General features: G+C 69.3%; 20 protein-coding genes and 1 pseudogene. 17 read left to right on the top strand and 4 right to left on the bottom strand.

Going from position 1 to position 21,901, the window contains the following annotated elements:
• Nucleotides 1-19: 19 nt before the first annotated feature.
• From BLQ91_RS16285 to BLQ91_RS16260, 6 genes are all read left to right on the top strand, one after another.
• Nucleotides 20-1,699 carry an ABC transporter substrate-binding protein gene (locus BLQ91_RS16285; protein WP_090097651.1) on the top strand — a complete coding sequence of 560 codons (1,680 nt, stop codon included), beginning with the start codon at nt 20-22 and terminating at the stop codon, nt 1,697-1,699.
• 43 nt (nt 1,700-1,742) lie between these two features.
• Nucleotides 1,743-2,747 (top strand): ABC transporter permease, encoded by a 1,005-nt coding sequence (locus tag BLQ91_RS16280; RefSeq protein ID WP_090097650.1) that lies wholly within the window; start codon nt 1,743-1,745, stop codon nt 2,745-2,747.
• A gap of 5 nt (nt 2,748-2,752) precedes the next feature.
• Entirely contained in the window at nt 2,753-3,676 is a 924-nt protein-coding gene (locus BLQ91_RS16275; protein WP_176959772.1) for an ABC transporter permease, read from the top strand.
• 6 nt (nt 3,677-3,682) lie between these two features.
• Nucleotides 3,683-4,681, top strand: a complete 999-nt coding sequence (locus tag BLQ91_RS16270; protein ID WP_090097648.1) for an ABC transporter ATP-binding protein — start codon at nt 3,683-3,685, stop codon at nt 4,679-4,681.
• Nucleotides 4,678-5,784: an ABC transporter ATP-binding protein gene (locus tag BLQ91_RS16265; protein ID WP_090097647.1), complete on the top strand. Its 1,107-nt coding sequence runs from the start codon at nt 4,678-4,680 to the stop codon at nt 5,782-5,784. The genes BLQ91_RS16270 and BLQ91_RS16265 overlap by 4 nt, the downstream gene beginning before the upstream one ends.
• A gap of 80 nt (nt 5,785-5,864) precedes the next feature.
• Nucleotides 5,865-6,446, top strand: a complete 582-nt coding sequence (locus BLQ91_RS16260; RefSeq protein ID WP_090097646.1) for a TetR/AcrR family transcriptional regulator — start codon at nt 5,865-5,867, stop codon at nt 6,444-6,446.
• Between the two features lie 20 nt (nt 6,447-6,466).
• Here BLQ91_RS16260 and BLQ91_RS16255 read toward each other — a convergent pair.
• Nucleotides 6,467-6,889, bottom strand: a pseudogene (locus tag BLQ91_RS16255) (DedA family protein); the annotation flags it as partial.
• Between the two features lie 330 nt (nt 6,890-7,219).
• Here BLQ91_RS16255 and BLQ91_RS16250 point away from each other — a divergent pair.
• Genes BLQ91_RS16250 through BLQ91_RS16240 form a run of 3 tightly spaced genes read left to right on the top strand, consistent with a single transcriptional unit; the run spans nt 7,220 to nt 10,892 of the window.
• Nucleotides 7,220-8,788 (top strand): discoidin domain-containing protein, encoded by a 1,569-nt coding sequence (locus BLQ91_RS16250; protein ID WP_245733472.1) that lies wholly within the window; start codon nt 7,220-7,222, stop codon nt 8,786-8,788.
• A 29-nt stretch (nt 8,789-8,817) separates the two neighbouring features.
• Complete coding sequence (locus BLQ91_RS16245) at nt 8,818-9,951, top strand: MFS transporter (RefSeq protein ID WP_090097645.1); 1,134 nt, start codon at nt 8,818-8,820, stop codon at nt 9,949-9,951.
• Nucleotides 9,945-10,892 (top strand): TolB-like translocation protein, encoded by a 948-nt coding sequence (locus BLQ91_RS16240; RefSeq protein WP_218130282.1) that lies wholly within the window; start codon nt 9,945-9,947, stop codon nt 10,890-10,892. The genes BLQ91_RS16245 and BLQ91_RS16240 overlap by 7 nt, the downstream gene beginning before the upstream one ends.
• On the opposite strand, the gene leuA is transcribed toward BLQ91_RS16240, so the two are convergent.
• Nucleotides 10,889-12,715, bottom strand: coding sequence for a 2-isopropylmalate synthase (gene leuA / locus BLQ91_RS16235; protein ID WP_090097644.1), 1,827 nt, complete (start codon nt 12,713-12,715; stop codon nt 10,889-10,891). The genes BLQ91_RS16240 and leuA overlap by 4 nt on opposite strands.
• Nucleotides 12,716-13,128: 413 nt before the next feature.
• Here leuA and BLQ91_RS16230 point away from each other — a divergent pair, with 413 nt between their 5' ends.
• The 3 genes from BLQ91_RS16230 to BLQ91_RS16220 are packed head-to-tail and all read left to right on the top strand — an operon-like array spanning nt 13,129 to nt 14,250.
• Entirely contained in the window at nt 13,129-13,425 is a 297-nt protein-coding gene (locus BLQ91_RS16230; protein ID WP_090097643.1) for a hypothetical protein, read from the top strand.
• Nucleotides 13,426-13,451: 26 nt separating this feature from the next.
• Nucleotides 13,452-13,739: a hypothetical protein gene (locus BLQ91_RS16225; protein WP_090097642.1), complete on the top strand. Its 288-nt coding sequence runs from the start codon at nt 13,452-13,454 to the stop codon at nt 13,737-13,739.
• Between the two features lie 10 nt (nt 13,740-13,749).
• Nucleotides 13,750-14,250, top strand: coding sequence for an NUDIX domain-containing protein (locus BLQ91_RS16220; protein WP_090097641.1), 501 nt, complete (start codon nt 13,750-13,752; stop codon nt 14,248-14,250).
• Here the strand turns inward: BLQ91_RS16220 and BLQ91_RS16215 are convergent.
• A complete protein-coding gene (locus tag BLQ91_RS16215) occupies nt 14,236-14,796 on the bottom strand; it encodes a nitroreductase family protein (RefSeq protein ID WP_090097640.1) in 561 nt (186 codons plus the stop codon). The genes BLQ91_RS16220 and BLQ91_RS16215 overlap by 15 nt on opposite strands.
• Entirely contained in the window at nt 14,796-16,019 is a 1,224-nt protein-coding gene (locus tag BLQ91_RS16210; RefSeq protein ID WP_245733465.1) for a hypothetical protein, read from the bottom strand. The genes BLQ91_RS16215 and BLQ91_RS16210 overlap by 1 nt, the downstream gene beginning before the upstream one ends.
• A 104-nt stretch (nt 16,020-16,123) precedes the next feature.
• Here BLQ91_RS16210 and BLQ91_RS16205 point away from each other — a divergent pair, with 104 nt between their 5' ends.
• From BLQ91_RS16205 to BLQ91_RS16185, 5 genes are all read left to right on the top strand, one after another.
• Nucleotides 16,124-17,389 carry an aspartate kinase gene (locus tag BLQ91_RS16205; RefSeq protein ID WP_090097638.1) on the top strand — a complete coding sequence of 422 codons (1,266 nt, stop codon included), beginning with the start codon at nt 16,124-16,126 and terminating at the stop codon, nt 17,387-17,389.
• Nucleotides 17,386-18,450, top strand: coding sequence for an aspartate-semialdehyde dehydrogenase (locus tag BLQ91_RS16200; protein ID WP_090097637.1), 1,065 nt, complete (start codon nt 17,386-17,388; stop codon nt 18,448-18,450). The genes BLQ91_RS16205 and BLQ91_RS16200 overlap by 4 nt, the downstream gene beginning before the upstream one ends.
• A gap of 65 nt (nt 18,451-18,515) precedes the next feature.
• The gene (locus BLQ91_RS16195) at nt 18,516-19,256 is read left to right on the top strand and encodes a class I SAM-dependent methyltransferase (RefSeq protein ID WP_090097636.1); all 741 of its coding nucleotides are present in this window, start codon (nt 18,516-18,518) and stop codon (nt 19,254-19,256) included.
• On the top strand, nt 19,253-20,647 hold the full coding sequence (locus BLQ91_RS16190; protein WP_090097635.1) for a gluconokinase: 1,395 nt from the start codon (nt 19,253-19,255) through the stop codon (nt 20,645-20,647). Before BLQ91_RS16195 ends, BLQ91_RS16190 begins: the two co-directional genes overlap by 4 nt.
• 59 nt (nt 20,648-20,706) lie before the next feature.
• Complete coding sequence (locus tag BLQ91_RS16185) at nt 20,707-21,891, top strand: MFS transporter (RefSeq protein ID WP_176959771.1); 1,185 nt, start codon at nt 20,707-20,709, stop codon at nt 21,889-21,891.
• Nucleotides 21,892-21,901 lie beyond the last annotated feature (10 nt).

The following is a 21,901-nucleotide window of genomic DNA, read 5'->3' as shown; positions in this document are numbered from 1 at the left end:
ATTGTCCAAGGGGTGTTTGATGGTCCACTCAGTAACGGCTCGCCGCCGTTGGGTTGCCGCGATCGGCTTCCTCAGCGTCAGCGCGCTCGCCCTGTCCGGTTGCGCGCAATCCCAGCGCGACTCAGGCGGTGGCGGCAAGGAAGGCGGCACGCTGACCTTCGGCGCCGCCGGCGCGCCGAAGCTCTTCGACCCGTTCTACGCGACTGACGGCGAGACCTTCCGGGTCTCCCGCCAGATGTTCGAGGGCCTGGTCGGCTTCAAGCCGGGTACCGCCGAGGTCGAGCCCGCGCTCGCCACGAAGTACGAGCCCTCCGCGGACGGCAAGACGTGGACGTTCACCCTGAAGGAGGGCGTGAAGTTCCACGACGGCACGGACTTCAACTCCGAGGCCGTCTGCTTCAACTTCAACCGCTGGTACAACCAGAAGGGTGCCGGCCAGTCCGACGCCGTCTCGCAGTACTGGCTGGACAACTTCGGCGGGTTCGCGACCACGCCGGACAAGCCCTCGCTGTACAAGTCCTGCACCGCCAAGGACCCGAAGACCGCGGTCATCGAGCTGAACGAGGTCACCTCGCAGTTCCCGTCGGTCCTCGGCTTCACGTCGTTCTCCATCTCCAGCCCCGAGGCGCTGAAGAAGTACGACGCGGACAACGTCCAGGCCGCCGGTGACGCGTTCACCTACCCGGCCTACGCGAACGAGCACCCGACCGGCACGGGCCCGTTCAAGTTCGGCAAGTACGACAAGGCCAACAACACCGTGGAGCTCGTGCGCAACGACGCCTACCACGGCACCAAGGCCAAGCTGGACAAGATCGTCTTCAAGATCATCCCGGACGAGACCGCCCGCAAGCAGGCGCTCAAGGCCGGCGACATCGACGGGTACGACCTGCCGAACGCCGCCGACTGGGCAGGCCTGAAGCAGGACGGCTTCAACGTCGCGATCCGCCCGGCGTTCAACGTGTTCTACCTGGGCATCAACCAGAAGAACAACCCGAAGCTCGCCGACCTCAAGGTCCGCCAGGCCCTGATGTACGCGATCAACCGCGAGCAGCTCGTCAAGTCGCAGCTGCCCGAGGGCGCCAAGGTCGCGACGCAGTTCATGCCGGACACCGTCAACGGCTACAACAAGGACATCAAGGCCGTCGGCTACGACGCCGCCAAGGCCAAGTCCCTGCTCGCCGAGGCCGGCGCCTCCGACCTGACGCTGAAGTTCTACTGGCCGTCCGAGGTCACGCGTCCGTACATGCCGTCGCCGAAGGACCTGTTCGGCGCGATGTCCGGTGACCTGCAGGCCGCCGGCATCAAGCTCGAGGTCGTCACGAAGCCGTGGAACGGCGGTTACCTGACCGACGTCGACCAGGGCATCCCGGACCTGTTCCTGCTCGGCTGGACCGGTGACAACGGCACCGCGCACAACTGGGTCGGCACGTTCTTCGGCCGCACCGACAACCGCTTCAACACCGGTGTGTCGGCGTGGGGCAACACCCTGAAGGACGACCTGGCCAAGGCCAACTCCGAGCCGGACGAGGCCAAGCGCACCAAGCTCTACGAGGACGTCAACAAGCGGATCATGGAGGAGTACCTCCCCGCGATCCCGATCTCGCACTCCCCGCCCGCTCTGGTGTTGAAGTCGGACATCAAGGGTGTCGTCCCGAGCCCGTTGACCGACGAGAAGTTCGGCCCGGCCTCGAAGGGCTGAGCTGACCAGCTCCCACCACAAGAGAACAACGGGGTAGCTCAAAGTGCTCCGCTACACCATTCGACGGCTGGTCCAGCTGATCGGCGTGGTGCTGGTGCTCTCGATGTTGCTCTTCGCGTGGTTGCGACTTCTCCCAGGAGGGCCGGTTTCGGCCCTCCTGGGAGAACGCGCTACGCCGGAGTCGCGCGAAGCCCTCACCAAGCAGCTCGGCCTCGATCAGCCGATCTTCGTCCAGTACTTCAAGTTCCTCGGTCGCGCGGCGACCGGTGACTTCGGCGTCTCCACCGGTGTCCAACCCGGTGACTCGGCGCTCGACATCTTCCTCCAGCGGTTCCCCGCGACGATCGAGCTCAGCTTCTTCGCGATCCTGATCGCGATCGCGGTCGGCGTCCCGCTCGGGTACCTCGCCGCGAAGCGCCGCGGCGGCTGGTTCGACAACCTCAGCGTCATCGGTTCGCTGATCGGTGTCGCGGTGCCGGTGTTCTTCCTGGCCTACCTGCTCAAGGACGTGGCGTCATCGGCGCTCGGCCTGCCCTCGCAGGGTCGCCAGGACGCCATCGACGCCACGCGCGTCACCGGGTTCTTCACCCTCGACGGCCTCATCACCGGCGAGATCGACGCGACGATCAACGCGCTGGAACACCTGATCCTGCCGGCGATCGCGCTCGCCACCATCCCGTTCGCGGTGATCTTCCGGATCACCCGCGCCGCGGTGCTGGACGTGCTCGACGAGGACTTCGTGCGCACCGCCGAGTCCAAGGGCCTCACCGCACCGGTGATCCGCCGCCGGCACGTGCTGCGCAACGCGATGCTGCCGGTCGTCACGACGATCGGCCTGCAGACCGGTGCGCTGCTGTCCGGCGCGGTGCTCACCGAGAAGGTGTTCTCCTTCGCCGGTGTCGGCCAGGCGCTCGCCATCGGGTTCGAACGGCGTGACTACCCGGTGCTGCTGCTGTTGATCATCATGGCCACGATCGTCTACGTCGTCGTGAACCTGCTGGTCGACCTCTCGTACGCGCTCATCGACCCGCGCATCAGGACGAGGTGAGCCCGGTGGCACTCGGAGTTTCCAAGAAGGAAAAGATCGACGGCCTCGCCGAGTCCGCGGGCGTCTCGCTCGCGGCGAGCGCGTGGAAGAGGCTCCGCCGCAGCCCGGTGTTCCTCACCGGCGCGGTGATCATCGGCATCTTCATCGTGCTGTCGCTGCTGTCGCCGTGGCTCGCGCCGCAGGACCCGTCCGTGCCGATGCTGATCGACCAGGTCGTGAAGGCGCGCAACGAGATCCCGCCGCCCCAGCCGGGCCACCTGCTCGGTGGTGACCTGCAGGGCCGCGACTTCTTCTCGCGCCTGCTCGTCGGCTCGCAGCAGACGCTGATCGTGGGTGTCGGCGCGACGATCATCGGTCTGACCGGTGGCCTGATCCTCGGCACGCTCGCGGGCGCGCTCGGCGGGTGGGTCGACTCGATCGTCATGCGCGTCGTCGACGTCATGCTCTCGCTGCCGTCGCTGCTGCTCGCGTTCTCGATCGCGGCGATGTTCGCGCGGCCCAGCCAGTTCACCGTGATCCTGGCGGTCGCGATCGTGCAGATCCCGGTGTTCGCGCGGTTGCTCAGAGGCTCGATGCTCGCGCAACGGCACAGCGACCACGTGCTGGCGGCGACCGCCCTGGGCGTGAAGAAGGGCGCGATCGTGTTCCGGCACATGCTGCCGAACTCGCTCAGCCCGGTGATCGTGCAGTCGACGCTCGTGCTGGCCACCGCGATCATCGAGGCGGCCGCGCTGTCGTTCCTCGGTCTCGGCAACCCGGACGACCGGCTGCCGGAGTGGGGGCAGATGCTCGGTGACGTGCAGAACGTCTTCGACACGCACCCGCACCTCGCCGCGTGGCCCGCGATCTGCATCATCATCGTCGCGCTCGGTTTCACCCTCATGGGCGAGACGCTGCGCGAAGCCCTCGACCCGAAGAACAGGCGGTGAGTCGTCGTGGCACTGCTCGAAGTACGTGACCTCACCGTCGTGTTCCAGCGCAAGGGCGAGGAGCCGTTCCACGCCGTCGACGGCGTCAGCTTCGACGTCGAGCCCGGCCAGACGGTCGGCCTCGTCGGCGAGTCGGGCTGTGGCAAGTCGGTGACGTCGCTCGCGATCATGGGTCTGCTGCCCAAGCGCGCCACCAAGATCAGCGGCACCGTCACCTACGACGGCACGGACCTGCTGAAGCTGTCCGACAGGGAGATGCGCGACCGTCGCGGCCGCGACCTCGGCATGGTCTTCCAGGACCCGCTGTCGTCGCTCAACCCCGTCGTCCCGATCGGCCTGCAGGTCACCGAGGTGCTGGAACGGCACCGCGGCATGCCCCGCAAGGAGGCCATGATCGAGGCGAAGGAGCTGCTCGACAAGGTCGGCATCCCGGACCCGGACCGGCGGCTCAAGGAGTACCCGCACCAGCTCTCCGGCGGCATGCGGCAGCGCGCGCTCATCGCGATCGCGCTGGCGTGCCGGCCGAAGCTGCTGATCGCGGACGAGCCGACGACGGCGCTGGACGTGACCATCCAGGCCCAGATCCTCTCGCTCATGAAGGAACTGGTGCAGGACCTCGGCACCGCGCTCGTGATGATCACCCACGACCTGGGTGTCGTCGCGGGCCTGTGCGACGAGGTCAACGTGCTGTACGGCGGCAAGGTGGTCGAGAAGGCCATGCGGCACAAGCTCTTCGCCGAGCCGCGCCACCCGTACACGCACGGCCTGCTCGCGTCCATCCCGCGTCTCGACGCCCCGCGCGGCGAGAAGCTCACGCCCATCCGCGGTTCCGTCGCGGACAACATCCCGTGGACGAGCGCCTGCGCGTTCGCCCCGAGGTGCCCGAACGCGCTGGACGTCTGCCGTGCGGAGACGCCCGCGGAGGTCAACAAGCTGGGCCGCCTGCTGCGCTGCCACAACCCGGTGGTGCCGGGAACTCCCGCTGCCGAGGAGGTGCAGGCATGAGCGAGACCCTGGTTTCCGTCCAGGACATGAAGGTGCACTTCCCGATCAAGCGGGGCGTGTTCTTCGACCGCACCGTCGGTCACGTCTACGCGGTCGACGGCGTCGACCTCGAGATCAAGCGTGGCGAGACGTACGGGCTGGTCGGCGAGTCCGGCTGCGGCAAGTCCACCCTCGGGCGGGCGATGCTGCGGCTCAACGAGCCGACCGACGGCAAGATGATCTTCGACGGGCAGGACTTCTCGACCCTGAAGGGCGAGGAGCTGCGCAAGATGCGGCGCCGGATCCAGATGGTGTTCCAGGACCCGCTGTCGTCGCTCGACCCGCGCCAGTCCGTCGAGTCCATCCTGGTCGAGGGCCTGCGGGCGCACGACCTGGACGAGGGCAAGGAGTCCACGGCGAAGCGGCTGCGCGAGCTGCTGGCCGCCGTCGGCCTGCCGTCCACCGCGCTGCGCAAGTACCCGCACGAGTTCTCGGGCGGTCAGCGGCAGCGCATCGGCATCGCCCGCGCCCTGGCGCTCAACCCGGACCTGATCGTCGCGGACGAGCCGGTGTCCGCGCTCGACGTGTCGGTGCAGGCGCAGGTCGTGAACCTGCTGGAGGAGCTCCAGGAGAAGTTCGGCCTGACCTACCTGGTGATCGCGCACGACCTCGCGGTCGTGAAGCACATCTCCGACCGGGTCGGCGTGATGTACCTCGGCGGGCTGGTCGAGGAGGCCACCTCCGAGGACCTCTACGACGAGCCGCTGCACCCGTACACGCGGGCGCTGCTGTCGGCGATCCCGGTGCCCGACCCGCAGGTCGAGGACCGGCGCGAGCGGATCCTGCTCGCGGGTGACCTCCCGTCGCCCGCGAACCCGCCGACCGGCTGCCGGTTCCACACCCGGTGCCCGTGGCGGCAGGCCACGAAGTGCGACACCGAACGGCCGGCGCTGCGCGAGCTCAAGCCCGGTCACAAGGTGGCGTGCCACTGGGCCGAGCAGATCCGCTCCGGCGAGATCCAGCCGCACGAGGTGAAGCCGGTCCTGGTGGAGGAGGACGACGGCCTGTCGCCCGACGTGCCGCTCGTGGGTCCGGCGTCCGTCACCGAGGCGCTCAACCCGTAGCACCCGCCCGTCCGAACGGGGCCACCTCACTTCGAGGTGGCCCCGTTCGTTTCTCCAGGGACCTCCGCTGTCCTCGGTGGATGGACAGTCGTGGCTCGATCCTGCTGAGAGCGGCCGAGATCGCCTCCGTCGACGGCCTGGAGGGCGTCACGATCGGACGGCTCGCGATCGAGCTCGGCATGAGCAAGAGCGGGGTGTTCTCGCACTTCGGCGCCAAGGAGGAGCTGCAGCTCTCGACGGTCCACACGGCGGCGGAGATCTTCGCGCGCGAGGTCGTCGTGGCCGGGGGCTCGCTGCTCGACCTGAGCGAGCGCTGGCTCGACTACTCGAAGCGCCGCGTGTTCCCCGGGGGCTGCTTCTTCGTCGTGACCCGGTCGGAGTTCGCCGCCAGGCCGGGGCGCGTGCGGAACGCGCTGATGTTGTTCACCCTGCGCTGGTTCTCACTGCTGGAACGGCTCTGCGGCGACGCCCAGATGGCGTTCGAGGTGGACGCCCTGCTGACGGCCGCGGACCGGTTCGCGGTGCTCTACGACGACGCCTCGGCGTACGAGAGGGTGCGGTTGGCGCTGCGCGCACGGATCGCCATGCCGACGGGGATGGAGAGGAGCGTGGCCACGCCGAACGACAACAGCATCGCGAGCCACGCCTCGTCGACGATCTGACCGCCGATGTAGCCCACGGTCGCGGGGTAGGCGCTCCACAGCGCCGAGCCGATCGCCGCGACGGGCAGGAACCGGCGCAACGGCCACCTGAGCGCTCCGGCGAGCAGCGCCCCGACGATGCCGCCCGCGGGCAGGAACCTCGCCGCGACGAGGATCGTCTCGCCCTTGGAGCCGAGCTGGCCGGCCGTCCACACGACCATCGCCCGCGCCTTGGCGTTCCGGTTCACCTTGTCGAGGGCGCGCATGCCCGTGCGGCGGCCGACGGTGAAGTTGATCATGTCCGCGACCAGGCACCCGGCCGCGGCGACGAGCACCACGAGGTACAGCGGGACCTCACCGGAGGCGGCGAGGACGCCGGCGCCGATGAGCACCGCCTCCGTGGGCGCCAGGGGCACCACGGCGACCAGGAACAGCACGACGAGGCTGGCGGCTGTGGTGCTCATGACCGGTGAACGTACGTGAGCCAGATGAACAATCCCGACCAGGCCGTTTCTTCAGCGCGTCCACAGGTGGCACCCCCCGGCTCTGCCGAACGGCTCCGGTCGCTGTCCGAAAGGGCACGACCGCACCCGCGGTCCCGAACGCGTCCACGCCTCCTGTCGTGCCGCCTGCCAGGTGTGATCCAGGTCCTCCACCTCGCGCTGCCGTCGGCCGGTGACCGGGGTGGACCTCCGTCGTTGACCTGCTCGTTCGGCCGCCGTTAGCGTCCGAACTCAATTGGAAAGCTTGTTAACCAATCCTTCGAGCCGCCGCCCGTGCCCAGGAGGAACGAAGTGATCAGAAAGCACACCAGGACTGGTGTCGCGATAGCCCTGCTGGCGCTCGTGGTGCCGCAGATCGCGGCGTCCGGCACGGCCAACGCGGCTGACTCCCTGCTGTCGGCGAACAAACCCACCACCGTCTCGTCCGTCGAGGCCGCGACCTTCGGTGGCGCCAACGCCGTCGACGGGAGCTCCACCACCCGCTGGGCGAGCCTCGAGGGCGTCGACCCGCAGTGGATCGCCGTCGACCTCGGCGGCAACGCCACGATCTCGCGGGTCAAGCTCCACTGGGAGACCGCGCACGCGTCCGAGTACAAGATCCAGACGTCGGGCGACGGCTCGTCGTGGAGCACCAAGAAGACCCTGACCGGTCAGAACGGCGGCATCGACGACGTCGCCGTCTCGACGAGCGGCCGCTACGTGCGGATCTACGGCACCAAGCGCGGCACGTCCTACGGCTACTCGCTGTGGGAGCTCGAGGTCTGGGGCAGCACCGCGAACGGGGACACCACGGCCCCGACGGCGCCGTCGGGGCTCGCGAGCACCGGCACCACGTCGAGCACGGCCGGTCTGCGGTGGACGGCCTCGACCGACAACGTCGGCGTGACCGGCTACGAGGTGCTGCGCAACGGCAGCGTCGTCGGCACGCCCACCGGGACGACGTTCACCGACTCGGGTCTCGCTTCCGGGACGGCGTTCACCTACACCGTCCGCGCCCGTGACGCGGCGGGCAACCTCTCCGCGGTGAGCAACGCGGTGCAGGTGACGACCCTGCCCGCCGGGCCCGGCGACACCACCACGATCGTCGTCGCCGGCGACATCGCGTCGCTGACGAACTCCGAGCACCACGAGACGGCGAGGCTGATCGACCAGATCAAGCCGAACCACATCCTGACGGTCGGCGACAACCAGTACGACAACGGGACGCTGACGGAGTTCCGCAACCACTACGACAAGTCGTGGGGCAAGTACAAGAGCATCACCCACCCGTCGCCCGGCAACCACGAGTGGTACGACAACCTCAACGGGTACAAGGCGTACTTCGGTGCTCAGGCCTACCCCAACGGCAAGCCGTACTACAGCTGGGAAGCGGGCGAGTTCCACTTCGTCTCGGTCGACTCCGACCCGATGGACAACAACGGCTCGGACTCGACGCAGCTCAACTGGCTCAAGGCGGACCTGGCCGCCAACACCAAGCCCTGCGTCGTCGGCTACATGCACCACCCGCGGTTCACCTCCGGCAAGTACGGCGACAACGCGAAGATCGCGCCGTACTGGAACGCGTTCGCGGACGTCAAGGCGGACCTGGTGCTCGGTGGCCACAACCACCACTACGAGCGGCTGGCCCCGTTGAACAAGAGCGGCGCGGTCGACCAGACCAACGGCATGCGGTCGGCGGTCGTCGGCATCGGCGGTGACTACCTCTACAACGAGCGCACCCCGCGAGTCGGCGTGGAGAAGTACTTCTCCGACAGCCACGGCGTCATGAAGCTCACCATCTCCGGCCGCTCCTACTCGTGGGAGGTCATCGACACGGCCGGAACGGTGCGCGACAAGGCCGGTCCCCACAACTGTCGTTGACCATCCTTGGCTGTCAGCCGGAGGCCGTCGTGTACATCGCAACCGCTCGACGAGCCCCTGCCGCGGGTGGCACCGGCAGGATCGCGGCGAACGTGCTCGCCCTGGGCGCGGTCTCACTGCTCACGGACGTCTCCTCCGAGATGGTGACCGCGATCCTGCCGCTCTACCTCGTGCTGGGGCTGGGGTTCTCGCCGCTGCAGTTCGGTGTGCTCGACGGCATCTACACCGGTGTGACGGCCTTGGTCCGCGTCGTCGGAGGTCACGCGGCCGACCGCTGGCAACGGCGCAAGCTCGTGGCGGGACTCGGCTACGGGATCTCCGCCGCGGGCAAGCTCGGTCTGCTCGCCGCCGGCACCTCGGCCACGGCGATGGGGCTGGTACTGGCCGGGGACCGGACCGGCAAGGGCCTGCGCACCGCGCCGAGGGACGCGCTGATCACGTTGAGCAGCGAGCCCTCGGCGCTCGGCCGGGCCTTCGGCGTCCACCGCGCCCTGGACACCGTGGGCGCGTTCCTCGGTCCACTCGTGGCGTTCTGCCTCCTGTGGACGCTGCCTGCCCGGTACGACGTGGTGTTCGTGGTGAGCTTCTGCTTCGCCGCACTGGGTGTTCTCGTCCTGGTGCTCTTCGTGCGCGATCACCGCGACGTGCTGCCAGGCGTCGCGGTGTCGCTGAAGAGCGCGTTCGGTCTGCTGCGGGCCAAGCCGTTCCGGCGGGTCTGCCTGGTCGCCTGCGGGCTCGGGTTCCTGACGCTCGGCGACGGGTTCCTCTACCTGTTGCTGCAGAAGAAGCTCGACGTCGACGTCGCCTACATCGCGTTGCTGCCGCTCGGCACGGCCGGCGTGTACCTGCTCGCCGCCGTGCCGATGGGCGCGCTGGCCGACCGGGTCGGCCGGTGGCGGATGTTCCTCGTCGGCCACCTCGCGTTGCTCGGGGCGTACCTGCTGTTCGCGGGTGCGTCCGGGATCGCCCTGCTGGCAGGTGTTCTGGTGCTGCACGGCCTGTTCTACGCCTGCACGGACGGTGTGCTGATGGCCGTCGCCGGCCCCCTGGTCCCCGACGAGCTGCGCACGTCCGGTCTGGCCCTGCTCCAGACCGGTCAGGTGCTCGCGCGGGCCAGTTCCTCTGTTCTCTTCGGTGCGTTGTGGACGTGGTTCGCGTGGTGAGGGTTCTCTTCGTCGTTGCCGCCGTGATCGTGCTGGGAGTGGGTGCCACCGCCTACGCCCTGCGCGCGCCGGAGGAGGTCGCGGTCGCGGTCGAGCCCGGTCCGGTCGAGCTGTCGGCTGGGCGACTGCTGTTCGTGGACGGGGCGAGCGGCAGGGTGGCGTCGGTGCCGATGTCCGACCCCGGCGGTCCGCGCCGGGTGAGTTCGTTGTCCTGCAAGCGGTTCTACACCGCGGCACGGCAGGGTCTGTGCCTCGCGGACCGCTCCGGCCCGTTCCCGGGGTCCGTCGCGATCTTCGTCGGCCAGTCGCTCGAGGAGACGCACCGCATCGACGTCGCGGGCGTGCCGAACCGCGCGAAGCTCTCCCCGGACGGCCGCATGGCGTCCTGGACGACGTTCGTCACCGGCGACTCGTACGCGCAGACCGGTGCGTTCTCCACCCGGACGGGCATCTACGACCGGGAAACGTCGCTGTACCAGAGCAACCTGGAGGGCACGCGGATCGCCGGCATGAAGCGGGCGGAGGACATGAACTTCTGGGGCGTGACGTTCACCGGGGACGACCGCTCCTACTACGCGACGCTGTCCACCGGCGGCAAGACCTACCTGGTCGACGGCGACGCGGTCGACATCTCGGCGACACCGTTGCGGGAGAACGCCGAGTGCCCGTCGCTCTCACCGGACGGCAAGCGCCTGGCGTTCAAGAAGCGCGTGCCCGGCGACGGCGCGCGGCCGTGGCGGCAGCACGTGCTGGACCTGACCACGATGGCGGAGACACCCCTGGCTGAGACGCGGGGGATCGACGACCAGGTCGTGTGGCTCGACGACGACACCATCGCCTACGGCCTGCCGGGTGAGGGCATCTGGGCCGTGCCGGCGAACGGGGAGGGCACGCCGCGGCAGCTGGTGCCGCACGCGTCCTCCCCGTCGCTCGTGTCCTAGCGGTTCGCCCGGTTGACCGCGCTCACGATCGCGCGGAACGACGCGGCGACCGTGGAGGAGTCGATGCCCACGCCCCACAGCACCCGGTCGCCCACCGCGCACTCGAGGTAGGCGGCCGCGCGGGCGTCGTCACCGGCGGACAGCGCGTGCTCGGCGTAGTCCAGCACCCGCACGTCGTAGCCGATGGACGCGAGCGCGTCGACGAACGCGGCGATCGGGCCGTTGCCCGAGCCCGTGATCTCCTGCTGCTCGCCGTCGACCAGCAGCGTCGCGATGATCTCCTCGTGGCCGCTGCCGTCCGACGACGCCTTGTGCTTGAGCAGGTACATCGGCACCCGGCCGTGCAGGTACTCCTCCGCGAAGGCGTCCCACATCTCCTTCGGGCCGATCTCGCCGCCCTGCGTGTCGGTGACCTCCTGGATCACCTTCGAGAACTCGATCTGCAGGCGCCGCGGCAGGTCCAGGTGGTGCTCCTGCTTCATCAGGTACGCCACGCCGCCCTTGCCGGACTGCGAGTTGACCCGGATGACGGCCTCGTAGTTGCGGCCGACGTCCTTCGGGTCGATCGGCAGGTACGGGACCTCCCACGGGAAGTCGTCGACGTGCTGGCCCGCGTCCTTGGCGTCGGACTCCAGGGCCTCGAAGCCCTTCTTGATCGCGTCCTGGTGCGAGCCGGAGAACGCGGTGAAGACCAGGTCACCGCCGTACGGGTGCCGCTCGGGCACCGGCAGCTGGTTGCAGTACTCGACCGTGCGGCGGACCTCGTCGATGTCGGAGAAGTCGATCTGCGGGTCGATGCCCTGGCTGAACATGTTCATCGCCAGCGTCACCAGGCAGACGTTGCCGGTGCGCTCGCCGTTGCCGAACAGGCAGCCCTCGATGCGGTCCGCACCGGCCAGGTAGCCCAGCTCCGCCGCCGCGACACCCGTGCCGCGGTCGTTGTGCGGGTGCAGGCTGAGGATGATGGCCTCGCGGTTGTCCAGGTTGCGCGACATCCACTCGATCGAGTCGGCGTAGACGTTCGGCGTCGCCATCTCGACCGTCGCCGGCAGGTTGACGATCAGCGGCTTCTCGGGCGTCGGCTGGATGACCGCCTGGACCGCGTTGCAGACCTCGACCGCGTAGGACAGCTCGGTGCCGGTGTAGGACTCGGGGCTGTACTCGTAGCGGAAGTCGGTCTCGGGGTAGTCCTTCTCCTGCTCCTTGGCGAACCTCGCCGCGTCCGTCGCGATCTTCTTGATGCCGTCCCGGTCGGAGCGGAACACGACGCGGCGCTGCAGGATCGAGGTCGAGTTGTAGAAGTGGACGATCGCCTTGCTCGCGCCGCGAAGCGACTCGAACGTGCGGGCGATGAGCTCCTCGCGGCACTGCGTCAGCACCTGGATCGTGACGTCGTCCGGGATGGCGCCGTCCTCGATGATCTCGCGGACGAAGTCGAAGTCGGTCTGGGACGCGGCCGGGAAGCCGACCTCGATCTCCTTGAAGCCCATCCGGACCAGCAGGTCGAACATCTTCCGCTTGCGCGCCGGCGACATCGGGTCGATCAGGGCCTGGTTGCCGTCACGCAGGTCCACCGCGCACCACAGCGGGGCCTTCTCGATCCGCTTCGCAGGCCACGTGCGGTCCGGTACGTCGACGACCTCGACCAGCTCGTGGAACGGGCGGTAGCGGTGGAACGGCATGCTGCTGCCCAGCTGGCGGTTCCAGGACTGCTGGGCCTCCGGGGCGGGGCGGCTCGGCTTGCGGATGCGACTGGTGCCCGCGCTGTACGCGTCAGCCGAGTCATAGGCGTTGGTCGTGGTGAATGCCTCGTTGGAGGTCATCTTCGGTGCTCCTGCGGGTCGTCAACGGGGAACGACCGGCGGCAACGCTGAAGCCCGCGACGGGGGGCCGGTCTGATCAGACCCCGTCACGGCAGCGAAGCAGGAGGGAACGCCACACGGGGGACAGAGTAGCCACATGTCGGGGCTGGGTGGAACTCGACGACCGGATCGTGGGACATCCGTGGGTGTCGGGGGTGCTGAGCAGGTTGTTTCGCGAGGGGTCCCGAAGGTGGGGGGACACCTGCGTCAGCTTGGTCGCCTTGCGTGCTTCCCCTGAGGCACGCCTGTGCACTGAGCGGCCGAGAAGCAGGTTGGCTCGGCTCCGCCCCCGCTTGACCTTCGCACTGGTAACGGGTTCATAAGCAGGTCAACTTGCACGTTTTGCGAGCCGGGTACCCGGGAAAAGTTCATGTATGTCCAGATTACGTACGACCAGTGGCCGCGGCACGGCTTCCCGCGTGATCAGCGGCATCGGCGCGCTCTTCGCACTCATTGAGGTGCTCTACATCCTGATGATCGTGTTGGGTGCCAACCAGGCCAACGCGTTCTTCAAGTTCGTCCAGTCCCTCGCCGAGCCTCTCGCGTTGTTCTTCCCCGGCCTCTTCGCCACCGGGAACTACAACCTCGACGTCTTCCTCAACTACGGTCTGGCCGCCGTGTTCTGGCTGGTCGTGACCGGTTTGCTGGCGCGTGCGGTTTCGCGCTACTGAGCTACTGGGTAGTAGATTTCGGTGGTATGCGGACACGCGTGGTCGGTATCGCCGCCGGGATCGTCAGTTGGGTCGGCCTCGCGCTGGCGGTCGTGCTCGTCGTCCACGTCGTGCTCACCGTCGGCGGGGCCAACCCCGGAAACCCCATCACCACCTCCGTGAAGGCGGTGGCCGAGCCCGTGGCGCTGGCGTTCAGGGACCTGTTCAGCCCTGAAGACGTGAAGCTGCGGGTGATCGTCAACTTCGGGCTCGCCGCGGTCTTCTGGCTGGCCGTTCGAGCGATCGTCCTCAAAGTCGTGAGGCGCCTGAACTAGGTTCGGCGGTATGGCGCGAGACGACTTCTGCAACAGCTGCGGTACCGGGTACGCGGACACGTCCGGCTACCCGCGGAAGTGCCTTGCCTGCGGGCACGTGGTCTGGGCGAACCCCTCGCCCGTCGTGGTGCTGCTCGTGCCTGTGAAGGACGGGCCCCGCACCGGCTTGCTCACCGTGCGTCGAGCCATTCCGCCGGTGGGGCAGCTGGCGTTCGTCAGCGGGTTCATGGATCGCGGGGAGACCTGGCAGCAGAGCGCCGTGCGGGAGCTCGAGGAAGAGGCCGGCGTGCGGATTCCGCCGGAGGACCTGCGGCCGTTGCACTTCACGTCGACGCCGGACGGGGCGACGGTGCTGATGTTCGCCACCGCGCCCGCCATCAACGCCGAGGACATGCCGCCGTTCGTGCCGAACGAGGAGGCTTCCGAGCGCCGGGTCATCTTCGAGTGCGAGCCGCTGGCGTTCCCGCTGCACAACGAGGTGGCGGCCCAGTACTTCTCAACCGAACCGTGACTGGCCCCAGGTGCCGGTGAAGACCGTCTCGGACAGCGGGTGGCGCTGGCGTTCGCGCTGTTCGCGGGCCTGGAGGTCGTCCGGGAGGACCGAGAGGTCGCCCTGACGGCCCAGGGCCATGGCCACAAGCGGGCGGACGTCGCCGGGCATGGCGAACGCGATGTGGGCGGCCTGCTTGTCGAAGCCGCCCATCATGTGCGCGACCAGGCCCAGGTCAGTGGCCTGCAGGGCCATGTTCTCCATGGCGAGACCCAGGCCGAACTCGACGTTCGGGATGTCGCCGCGCGCGTCCTGGGTGATCACGCAGCCGATGAGCAGCACCGAGGCGCGGTGGGCCCACGTCTTGTTGCCGCGGGTGAGGGTCTCGAAGATCGCGTCGAACGTCTCCGTGCCGCGGTGGCCCACGATGAAGCGGGACGGCTGGCTGTTGCCGTGCGACGGGGCCCAGCGGGCCGCTTCGAGCACCGTGCGCAGTTCGTCGTCGGAGACCGCGGCCTCGGCGTCGAAGGCTCGGGGGCTCCAGCGCTTCGAGATCAGCTCGTTCATCAGATCGCATACTGCCAAACGGCGAGGGAGTAGGCGCCGAACCAAGCGCTGAGCAGCGTCGCCATGCCGAGCACGGTCAGCACCGTCGAGGTGCGGCGGCGGGCCAGGACCAGGGCCAGGGGGAGCAGCAGGGTGAACGCGGGCAGCAGCAGGCGGGCCTTCGAGTTCATCAGGCCGTTCGAGCCGAGGTCCATCACCAGGACGCCGATCGCGTAGACGACCAGGGGCCATTCGAGGCGGCGCTGGAAGGCGTAGAAGACCAGCACGACCGCCAGGGCCAGGAGCCAGACGGTGCCGGTCTCGAGGACCGAGCGCGGGTTCGCGAGGTGGCCGAGGGCGAAGTCCCACGTGGCGGCGCCGCCGTCGAACTTCGAGCCCCAGCCCCGCTGCTGCACGCCGAACCAGCCCATCAGGTCACCCGTCCGGACGGCGACCCAGCCCAGGTAGCCGAGCAGGCCGAGCGGGGCGATCGCACCACCCACCCAGGCCCGCCAGTCCCGGCGGTCGGCGATCACCGCGACCAGGGCGGCCAGGCCGACGGCGGCGATCAGGGCCGCCGCGGTCGGGCGGACCAGGCCCGCCGCCGCGCAGCAGACGCCGGCGAGGACCCAGCGCTTCCGCACGACGCCGACCAGGGCCCAGGCGGCGAACGCGCAGAACGTCGCCTCGGAGTAGGTCATCGACAGCACGACCGCCATCGGGGACGCGGCGAAGAGCGTCACGAAGACCAGACCGGCCCTCGTCGAGCCGTCGCGCACCACGCGGCCGAGCACGAACAGGCCGTAGGCGCAGAAGAGCCCGCTGATCAGGCTCACCGCGAACGCCGCGCCGGCCACGTCCGCGCCCGGCAGGCCGTCGACCCACCTGATCAGCGCGGGGTAGCCGGGGAAGAACGCGAGCGGCGTCTCGGCGGTGCGCCGGCCGAAGGCGTCGAACGGCGGTGACGGCACGCCGTTGTAGCCGCCCGAGGCGATGCCGAGGAACCAGTCGCCGTCCCACGACTTCAGGTTGTCGGCCGCGGTGTCGGCCTTGCCGGTGATCCCGTTCTGGTACTCGACGACGAGCTGCAGGACGAACAGGCCCACCTGGCGCACGGCCAGGTAGAGGACCGCGGGAGCGGTCCAGAGCGCGGCCGGGTGTCTGAGCGCCTCGGCCATCCGTGAGCGCGCACTGCTCTCCTGCACGGCTGCTGGGGCCTCCACGACATCGGCGCTCGACGACACGCGGACAGAGTAGTCACGCGCATCACGGCTCCAGAGTCTCACCAGGTGGTCCGGGTAGGCTGCCTACGACGTGGGGTTTTGGTCGCGCGAAGGAGGTCAGGTCGGTGGCGCTCGTCGTCCAGAAGTACGGCGGTTCATCGGTGGAGAGTGCCGAGCGGATCAAACGCGTGGCCGAGCGCATCGTCGCGACCAAGAAGGCGGGGAACGACGTCGTGGTCGTCGTGTCCGCCATGGGTGACACGACCGATGAGCTGCTCGACCTCGCCCGCCAGGTCTCTCCGGTGCCGCCCGCTCGTGAGCTCGACATGCTCCTCACCTCCGGTGAGCGGATCTCCATGTCGCTGCTCGCGATGGCGATCAACTCGCTCGGCGCCGAGGCGCGCTCCTACACGGGCTCGCAGGCCGGCGTGATCACGACTTCGGTGCACGGCAAAGCGCGGATCATCGACGTGACGCCGAGCCGGATCCAGGACGCCACGGGCGAGGGGGCCATCGCGATCGTCGCGGGCTTCCAGGGCGTCTCCCAGGACTCGAAGGAGATCACCACGCTCGGCCGCGGCGGCAGCGACACCACCGCGGTGGCGCTCGCGGCGGCGACCAAGGCCGACGTGTGCGAGATCTACACCGACGTGGACGGCGTCTACACCGCCGACCCGCGCATCGTGCCGAACGCGAAGAAGCTCGACACGATCACGTACGAGGAAATGCTCGAGATGGCCGCCTGCGGCGCCAAGGTGCTGATGCTCCGCTGCGTGGAGTACGCCCGGCGCTACAACGTCCCCGTGCACGTCCGCTCTTCGTTCAGCAACAAGACCGGAACCATCGTGTCCGGTTCAGTGGAGGACCTTCCCGTGGAACAGGCGATGATCACCGGCGTCGCGCACGACCGGTCCGAGGCCAAAATCACCGTGACGGCAGTTCCCGACCACCCCGGCATCGCGGCCAAGATCTTCCGCGTCGTGGCGCAGGCGGAGCTCGACATCGACATGGTCGTGCAGAACGTGTCGCAGGCGGCGTCCGGCCGCACGGACATCACGTTCACGCTGTCCAAGGACGACGGCCCGCGCGCCGTGGCGGCCCTGGAGAAGGCCCGCGGTGAGATCGGCTTCGACCAGGTCCTCTACGACGAGCACGTCGGCAAGGTGTCGCTGATCGGCGCGGGCATGCGCTCGCACCCCGGCGTCACGGCGACGTTCTGCGAAGCGCTGGCCACGGCCGGCGTCAACATCGACATCATCTCCACCTCGGAGATCCGCATCTCGGTCATCTGCCGCGACACCCAGCTCGACGACGCCGTCCGTGCCCTGCACGACGCGTTCGACCTGGGCAGCGACGAAGAGGCCGTCGTCCACGCGGGGACCGGACGATGACCGCCCCCGTGCTCGCGCTGGTCGGCGCGACCGGTGCCGTCGGCACCGTGATGATCGACATCATGAACACCCGCTCCGACTTCCCGTGGGGCGAGGTCCGGCTGATCGCCTCCCCGCGGTCGGCGGGCAAGAAGATCAACGTGCGGGGCCAGGACCTGACGGTCGTCGCCCTGTCGCCCGAGGCGTTCGACGGCGTCGACATCGCGATGTTCGACGTGCCGGACGAGGTCTCCGCCCAGTGGGCTCCGATCGCGGCCGAGCGCGGCGCGATCGCGATCGACAACTCCGGCGCGTTCCGCATGGACGCCGACGTGCCGCTGGTCGTGCCCGAGGTCAACGCGGACCAGATCGACAACCGCCCGCGCGGCATCATCGCGAACCCGAACTGCACGACGCTGTCGATGATGGCGTCGCTCGGTGCCCTGCACCGCGAGTTCGAGCTCAAGGAACTGGTCGTCGCCTCCTACCAGGCGGCGTCCGGCGCGGGGCAGTCCGGCATCGACCGCCTGTACGCCGAGATCGCCGCCCTCGCGGGCAAGGAGGCGGGCGTCGCCGCGGGTGACGTGGCGCAGGTGCTCGCCGCCGCCGGTCTGTCAGCCGACGACTCGCCGTTCCCGGCCCCGCTGGTGCTGAACGTGGTGCCGTGGGCGGGGTCGCTCAAGGACGCCGGCTGGTCGTCGGAGGAGCTCAAGGTCCGCAACGAGGCCCGCAAGATCCTCGGCATCCCGGATCTGAAGGTCTCGGCGACGTGCGTGCGCGTCCCGGTCGTCACCACGCACTCGCTGTCGGTCCACGCGACCTTCGCGCGCGAGGTCACCGTCGAGGCGGCGCACAAGATCTTCGAAGAGCAGCCGACCATCGTCCTCATCGACGACCCGGCGGCGGGGAAGTTCCCGACGCCCGCCGACGTGGTGGGCGGCGACCCGACGTACGTGGGCCGCGTGCGCCAGGCGCTGGACTTCCCGAACACGCTGGACTTCTTCGTGTGCGGCGACAACCTGCGCAAGGGTGCCGCGCTGAACACCTACGAGGTCGCGGAGGAGCTCGCGAAGCGGCTCTGAAGATCGTGAAGTCGAGGCCCCTGCCGTGGAACGGCAGGGGCCTCTTCTCTCCTAGGCTGAGCCCCATGGCGGAGAGCGACGAGCAGTACGACGCCCTGGGCGCGATCTACGAACGTGCCAAGCACATCCCGACCGGACTGGCCGAGCGCGCGACGCTGCTGTCGGCGGTCGGCGACCTGCTCGGCAGGTCGGTGCTGGACGTGGCCTGCGGCACCGGGTTCTACGCGCGGCTCTTCCACGACCTCGGCGCGACGCGGGTCGTGGGCGTCGACTCGGCCGGCGAGATGATCGGCTACGCCCGGTACGTCGAGGGACGCGAACCCCGCGGCATCACCTACGAGCAGCACGACGCGACGGAACTGCCGGTGCTCGGCGAGTTCGACGTCGTGACGGCCGTGTGGCTGCTCGGCTACGCGGACGACGAGGCCGCGCTCGACGCCATGCTCGCCAACCTCAAGGCGAACCTCGCGCAGGGCGGCCGGCTCGTCGTGCTCGTGCCGAACCCGGACGCCGACTGGGACCTGCTGGGCCAGTACGGCCGCTACGGCTACGAGATCACCCGCACCGGGCCGATGAACGTGAAGCAGCCGGTCGAGGTGCACGTGCTGGGCGACCCGCCGTTCGACTTCGACTCCTTCTACTGGGAGCGCGGCGTGTTCGACGCGGCGCTGACCCGTGCGGGGCTCACGGACGTGACGCGGCAGCCGGTCGTGACGCCGGACGACGAGCGCGGCGAGGAGTTCTGGGGCCCGCTGCGGAAGTCCCCGAGCTTCGCCGTCTTCACCGCGGTGCGAGGTGCCCGGTGATCGTTCTCGCCGTCGACCTCGGCACCACGGCCACCAAGGTCGTCGCGGTGGACGCGCAGGCCCGCGTCGTCGCCTCGACCGAACGCGCCTACCCGATGCGCACCAGCGGCCTCGAGGCCACGCACGACCCGCACCAGGTGCTCGCCGCCGCGGTCGACGCGCTGCGCGAGCTCGCCTCCGACGACGTCCGGGCGATCTCGCTGACCGGGGCCATGCACTCGATCATGGGCCTGGACGCCGGTCTGCGCCCGGTCACCGACGCGTTGAGCTGGGCCGACAACCGCGCCGTCGAGCAGACCGAACGCCTGCGCGGCACCGAGGAGGGCCGCGCGCTGCACCAGGCGACCGGCACTCCGATCCACTCGTTCACGCCGCTGATGAAGCTCGCCTGGTTCCACGAGAACGGCATCCGCGCCGCGAAGTGGTGCGAGATCAAGGACTTCGTGCACCTGCACCTGACCGGTGAGCTGCTCAACGAGTACTCGTGCGGCTCCGGCACGGGCCTGATGAACATCACCACGCTGCAGTGGCACGAGCCGTCGCTCGAGTTCGCGGGCGTCACGGCGGACCAGCTCCCGCCGCTGGTCGAACCCACGCACTCGACGCCGCTGAGGGCCGACATCCCCGGGCTGCGACCCGGCATCCCGGTGGTCATCGGCGGTGGCGACGGGCCGCTGGGCAACCTCGGGGTCGGAGCGGCGACCCCCGGAGCCGGTGCGGTGTCGCTCGGAACGTCCGGCGCGCTCCGCGTGGCCCAGCTGGGGCCGGGCGTCGACGCCGAGGGCCGCACGTTCAGCTACGCGATCGGCGAGGGCCTCTGGGTGCGTGGCGGCGCGATCAGCAACGGTGGCGTGGTCGCGCAGTGGGCGGCGGAGATGTTCGGCGTCCCGGTCGGTGAGCTCCTCGCCCAGTCCGCCGACGCCGACTCGGACGGGCTCGTCGCACTTCCCTACCTCCTGGGTGAGCGTGCGCCGTGGTGGGATCCGACTGCGCACGCCGCGTTGCTCGGCCTCCGGCGCGAACACACCCCTCAGCAGATCACCAAGGCGTTGGTCGAGGGTGTGTGTCAGCAGCTGGCGCTGGTGCTGGAGGCCGTGCCGCACGTGGAGTCGTTGCGGATCACCGGCGGTGCGTTCCGCGCCCCGATCTGGGCCCAGACCCTGGCGAACACGCTCGGCATGCCGTTGCACCTCACCGAGGACACGGGCGGTTCGGCGGTGGGCGCGGCGCTGCTCGCGTGGCGGGCGTTGGGGGAGATCGAGTCTCTGACCGTCGACCTCGTGGAGCCGATCCAGACGATCGTCCCGGACGAAGGGCTCGTCGAGCGCTATGCCGCCGCACGGCCGTTCGTCGTCAAGGCCTACCGGGCGCTGGAGGACCTCTACGGCTGAGGCGACCATCACATCGTTAGCAAAGAAAACCTTTTGCCGTCCAGGCGAGGATGACGGGTGTGGACCTCGCCCCCTTCAAACACGTCCTGATGCTGCCGGGAGTGCGTCCGTTCGCGCTGCTCATGTTCTTCGCGAGGATGCCTCCGGCGGCGACCGGCGTGATCCTGACGCTGCACGTCGCGGTCACGCTGGACCGGGGCTACGGCGCGGCGGGCCTGGTCGGGGCGGCGGGCACGGTCGGCATGGGGCTCGGTGCCCCGCTGATGGGCAAGCTGATCGACGAGCGCGGCCTGCGGCCGATGCTCGCGGTCGGCGTCACCGCGTCCGCGGCGTTCTGGCTGACCGCGCCGCTGATGGGCTACTGGACGTTGCTCGCGACGTCGTTCCTGGTGGGGCTGCTCGGCGTGCCGATGATGTCGATCGGCCGCCAGGTGATCACCGCGCTGGTGCCGCAGGACCGGCGCCGGGTGGCGTTGTCGGTCGACTCGATCTCCGTCGAGCTGTCCTTCATGGGCGGGCCGGCGCTCGGCGTGGTCGTCGCGACGAAGTTCTCCACGAACGTCGCGCTGCTCTTCATCGGCGTCTCGATCCTCGTCGCCGGAGTGCTGCTGTACTGGGCGAACCCGCCGATGCTCCACGGGGACGAGGTCGTCGACGGGCCCAAGCCGAAGCTCCGCGAGTGGCTGCGCGGCCGGATCTTCGGCGTGCTCGTCGTGTGCGTCGGCGCGACCGTGTGCCTCGCGGGCATGGAGGTTTCCGCGATCGCGTCCTTGGAGCACATCGGCAAGCAGAGCTGGCTCGGGGCCGTGTTCTTCGCGATGTGCGCGGCGTCGATCGTGGGCGGGCTGGTCTACGGCGGGGTCAAGCGGGTGCCCAGCGTGCTGGTGCTGCTCGTGCTCATGGCCGCGCTGGAGATCCCGGTCGGTCTGGGTGACGGCAACGTGCTGCTGCTGTGCCTGCTCCTCGTGCCGATGAACCTCATGTGCGCGCCGTTGATCGCGGCGTCCGGTGAGCACATCAGCAGGCTCGCGCCGCCCACGGCCCGTGGCCTCGCGATCGGGTTGCAGGGGTCGGCGTTCACCATGGGCAACGCGATCGGGGCGCCCGTCGCGGGCGTCGCGATCGACCGGGGCGGCGCTCCGGCGGGGTTCGCGATCGCCGGCGTGATCGGGCTGCTCGTGGCGGCTGTCGCCTGGCTGCTCGCGCGGCAGCGGCAGCGGGTAAATCCGTTGCCGGTCAGGTGACGATGGCTCC

The sequence above is a fragment of the Lentzea jiangxiensis genome (assembly GCF_900104175.1).
In the GTDB taxonomy this organism is placed as follows: domain Bacteria; phylum Actinomycetota; class Actinomycetes; order Mycobacteriales; family Pseudonocardiaceae; genus Lentzea; species Lentzea jiangxiensis.
The sequence above is the reverse complement of the archived record's forward strand: the minus strand, read 5'-3'. Positions and strand labels throughout refer to the sequence as shown.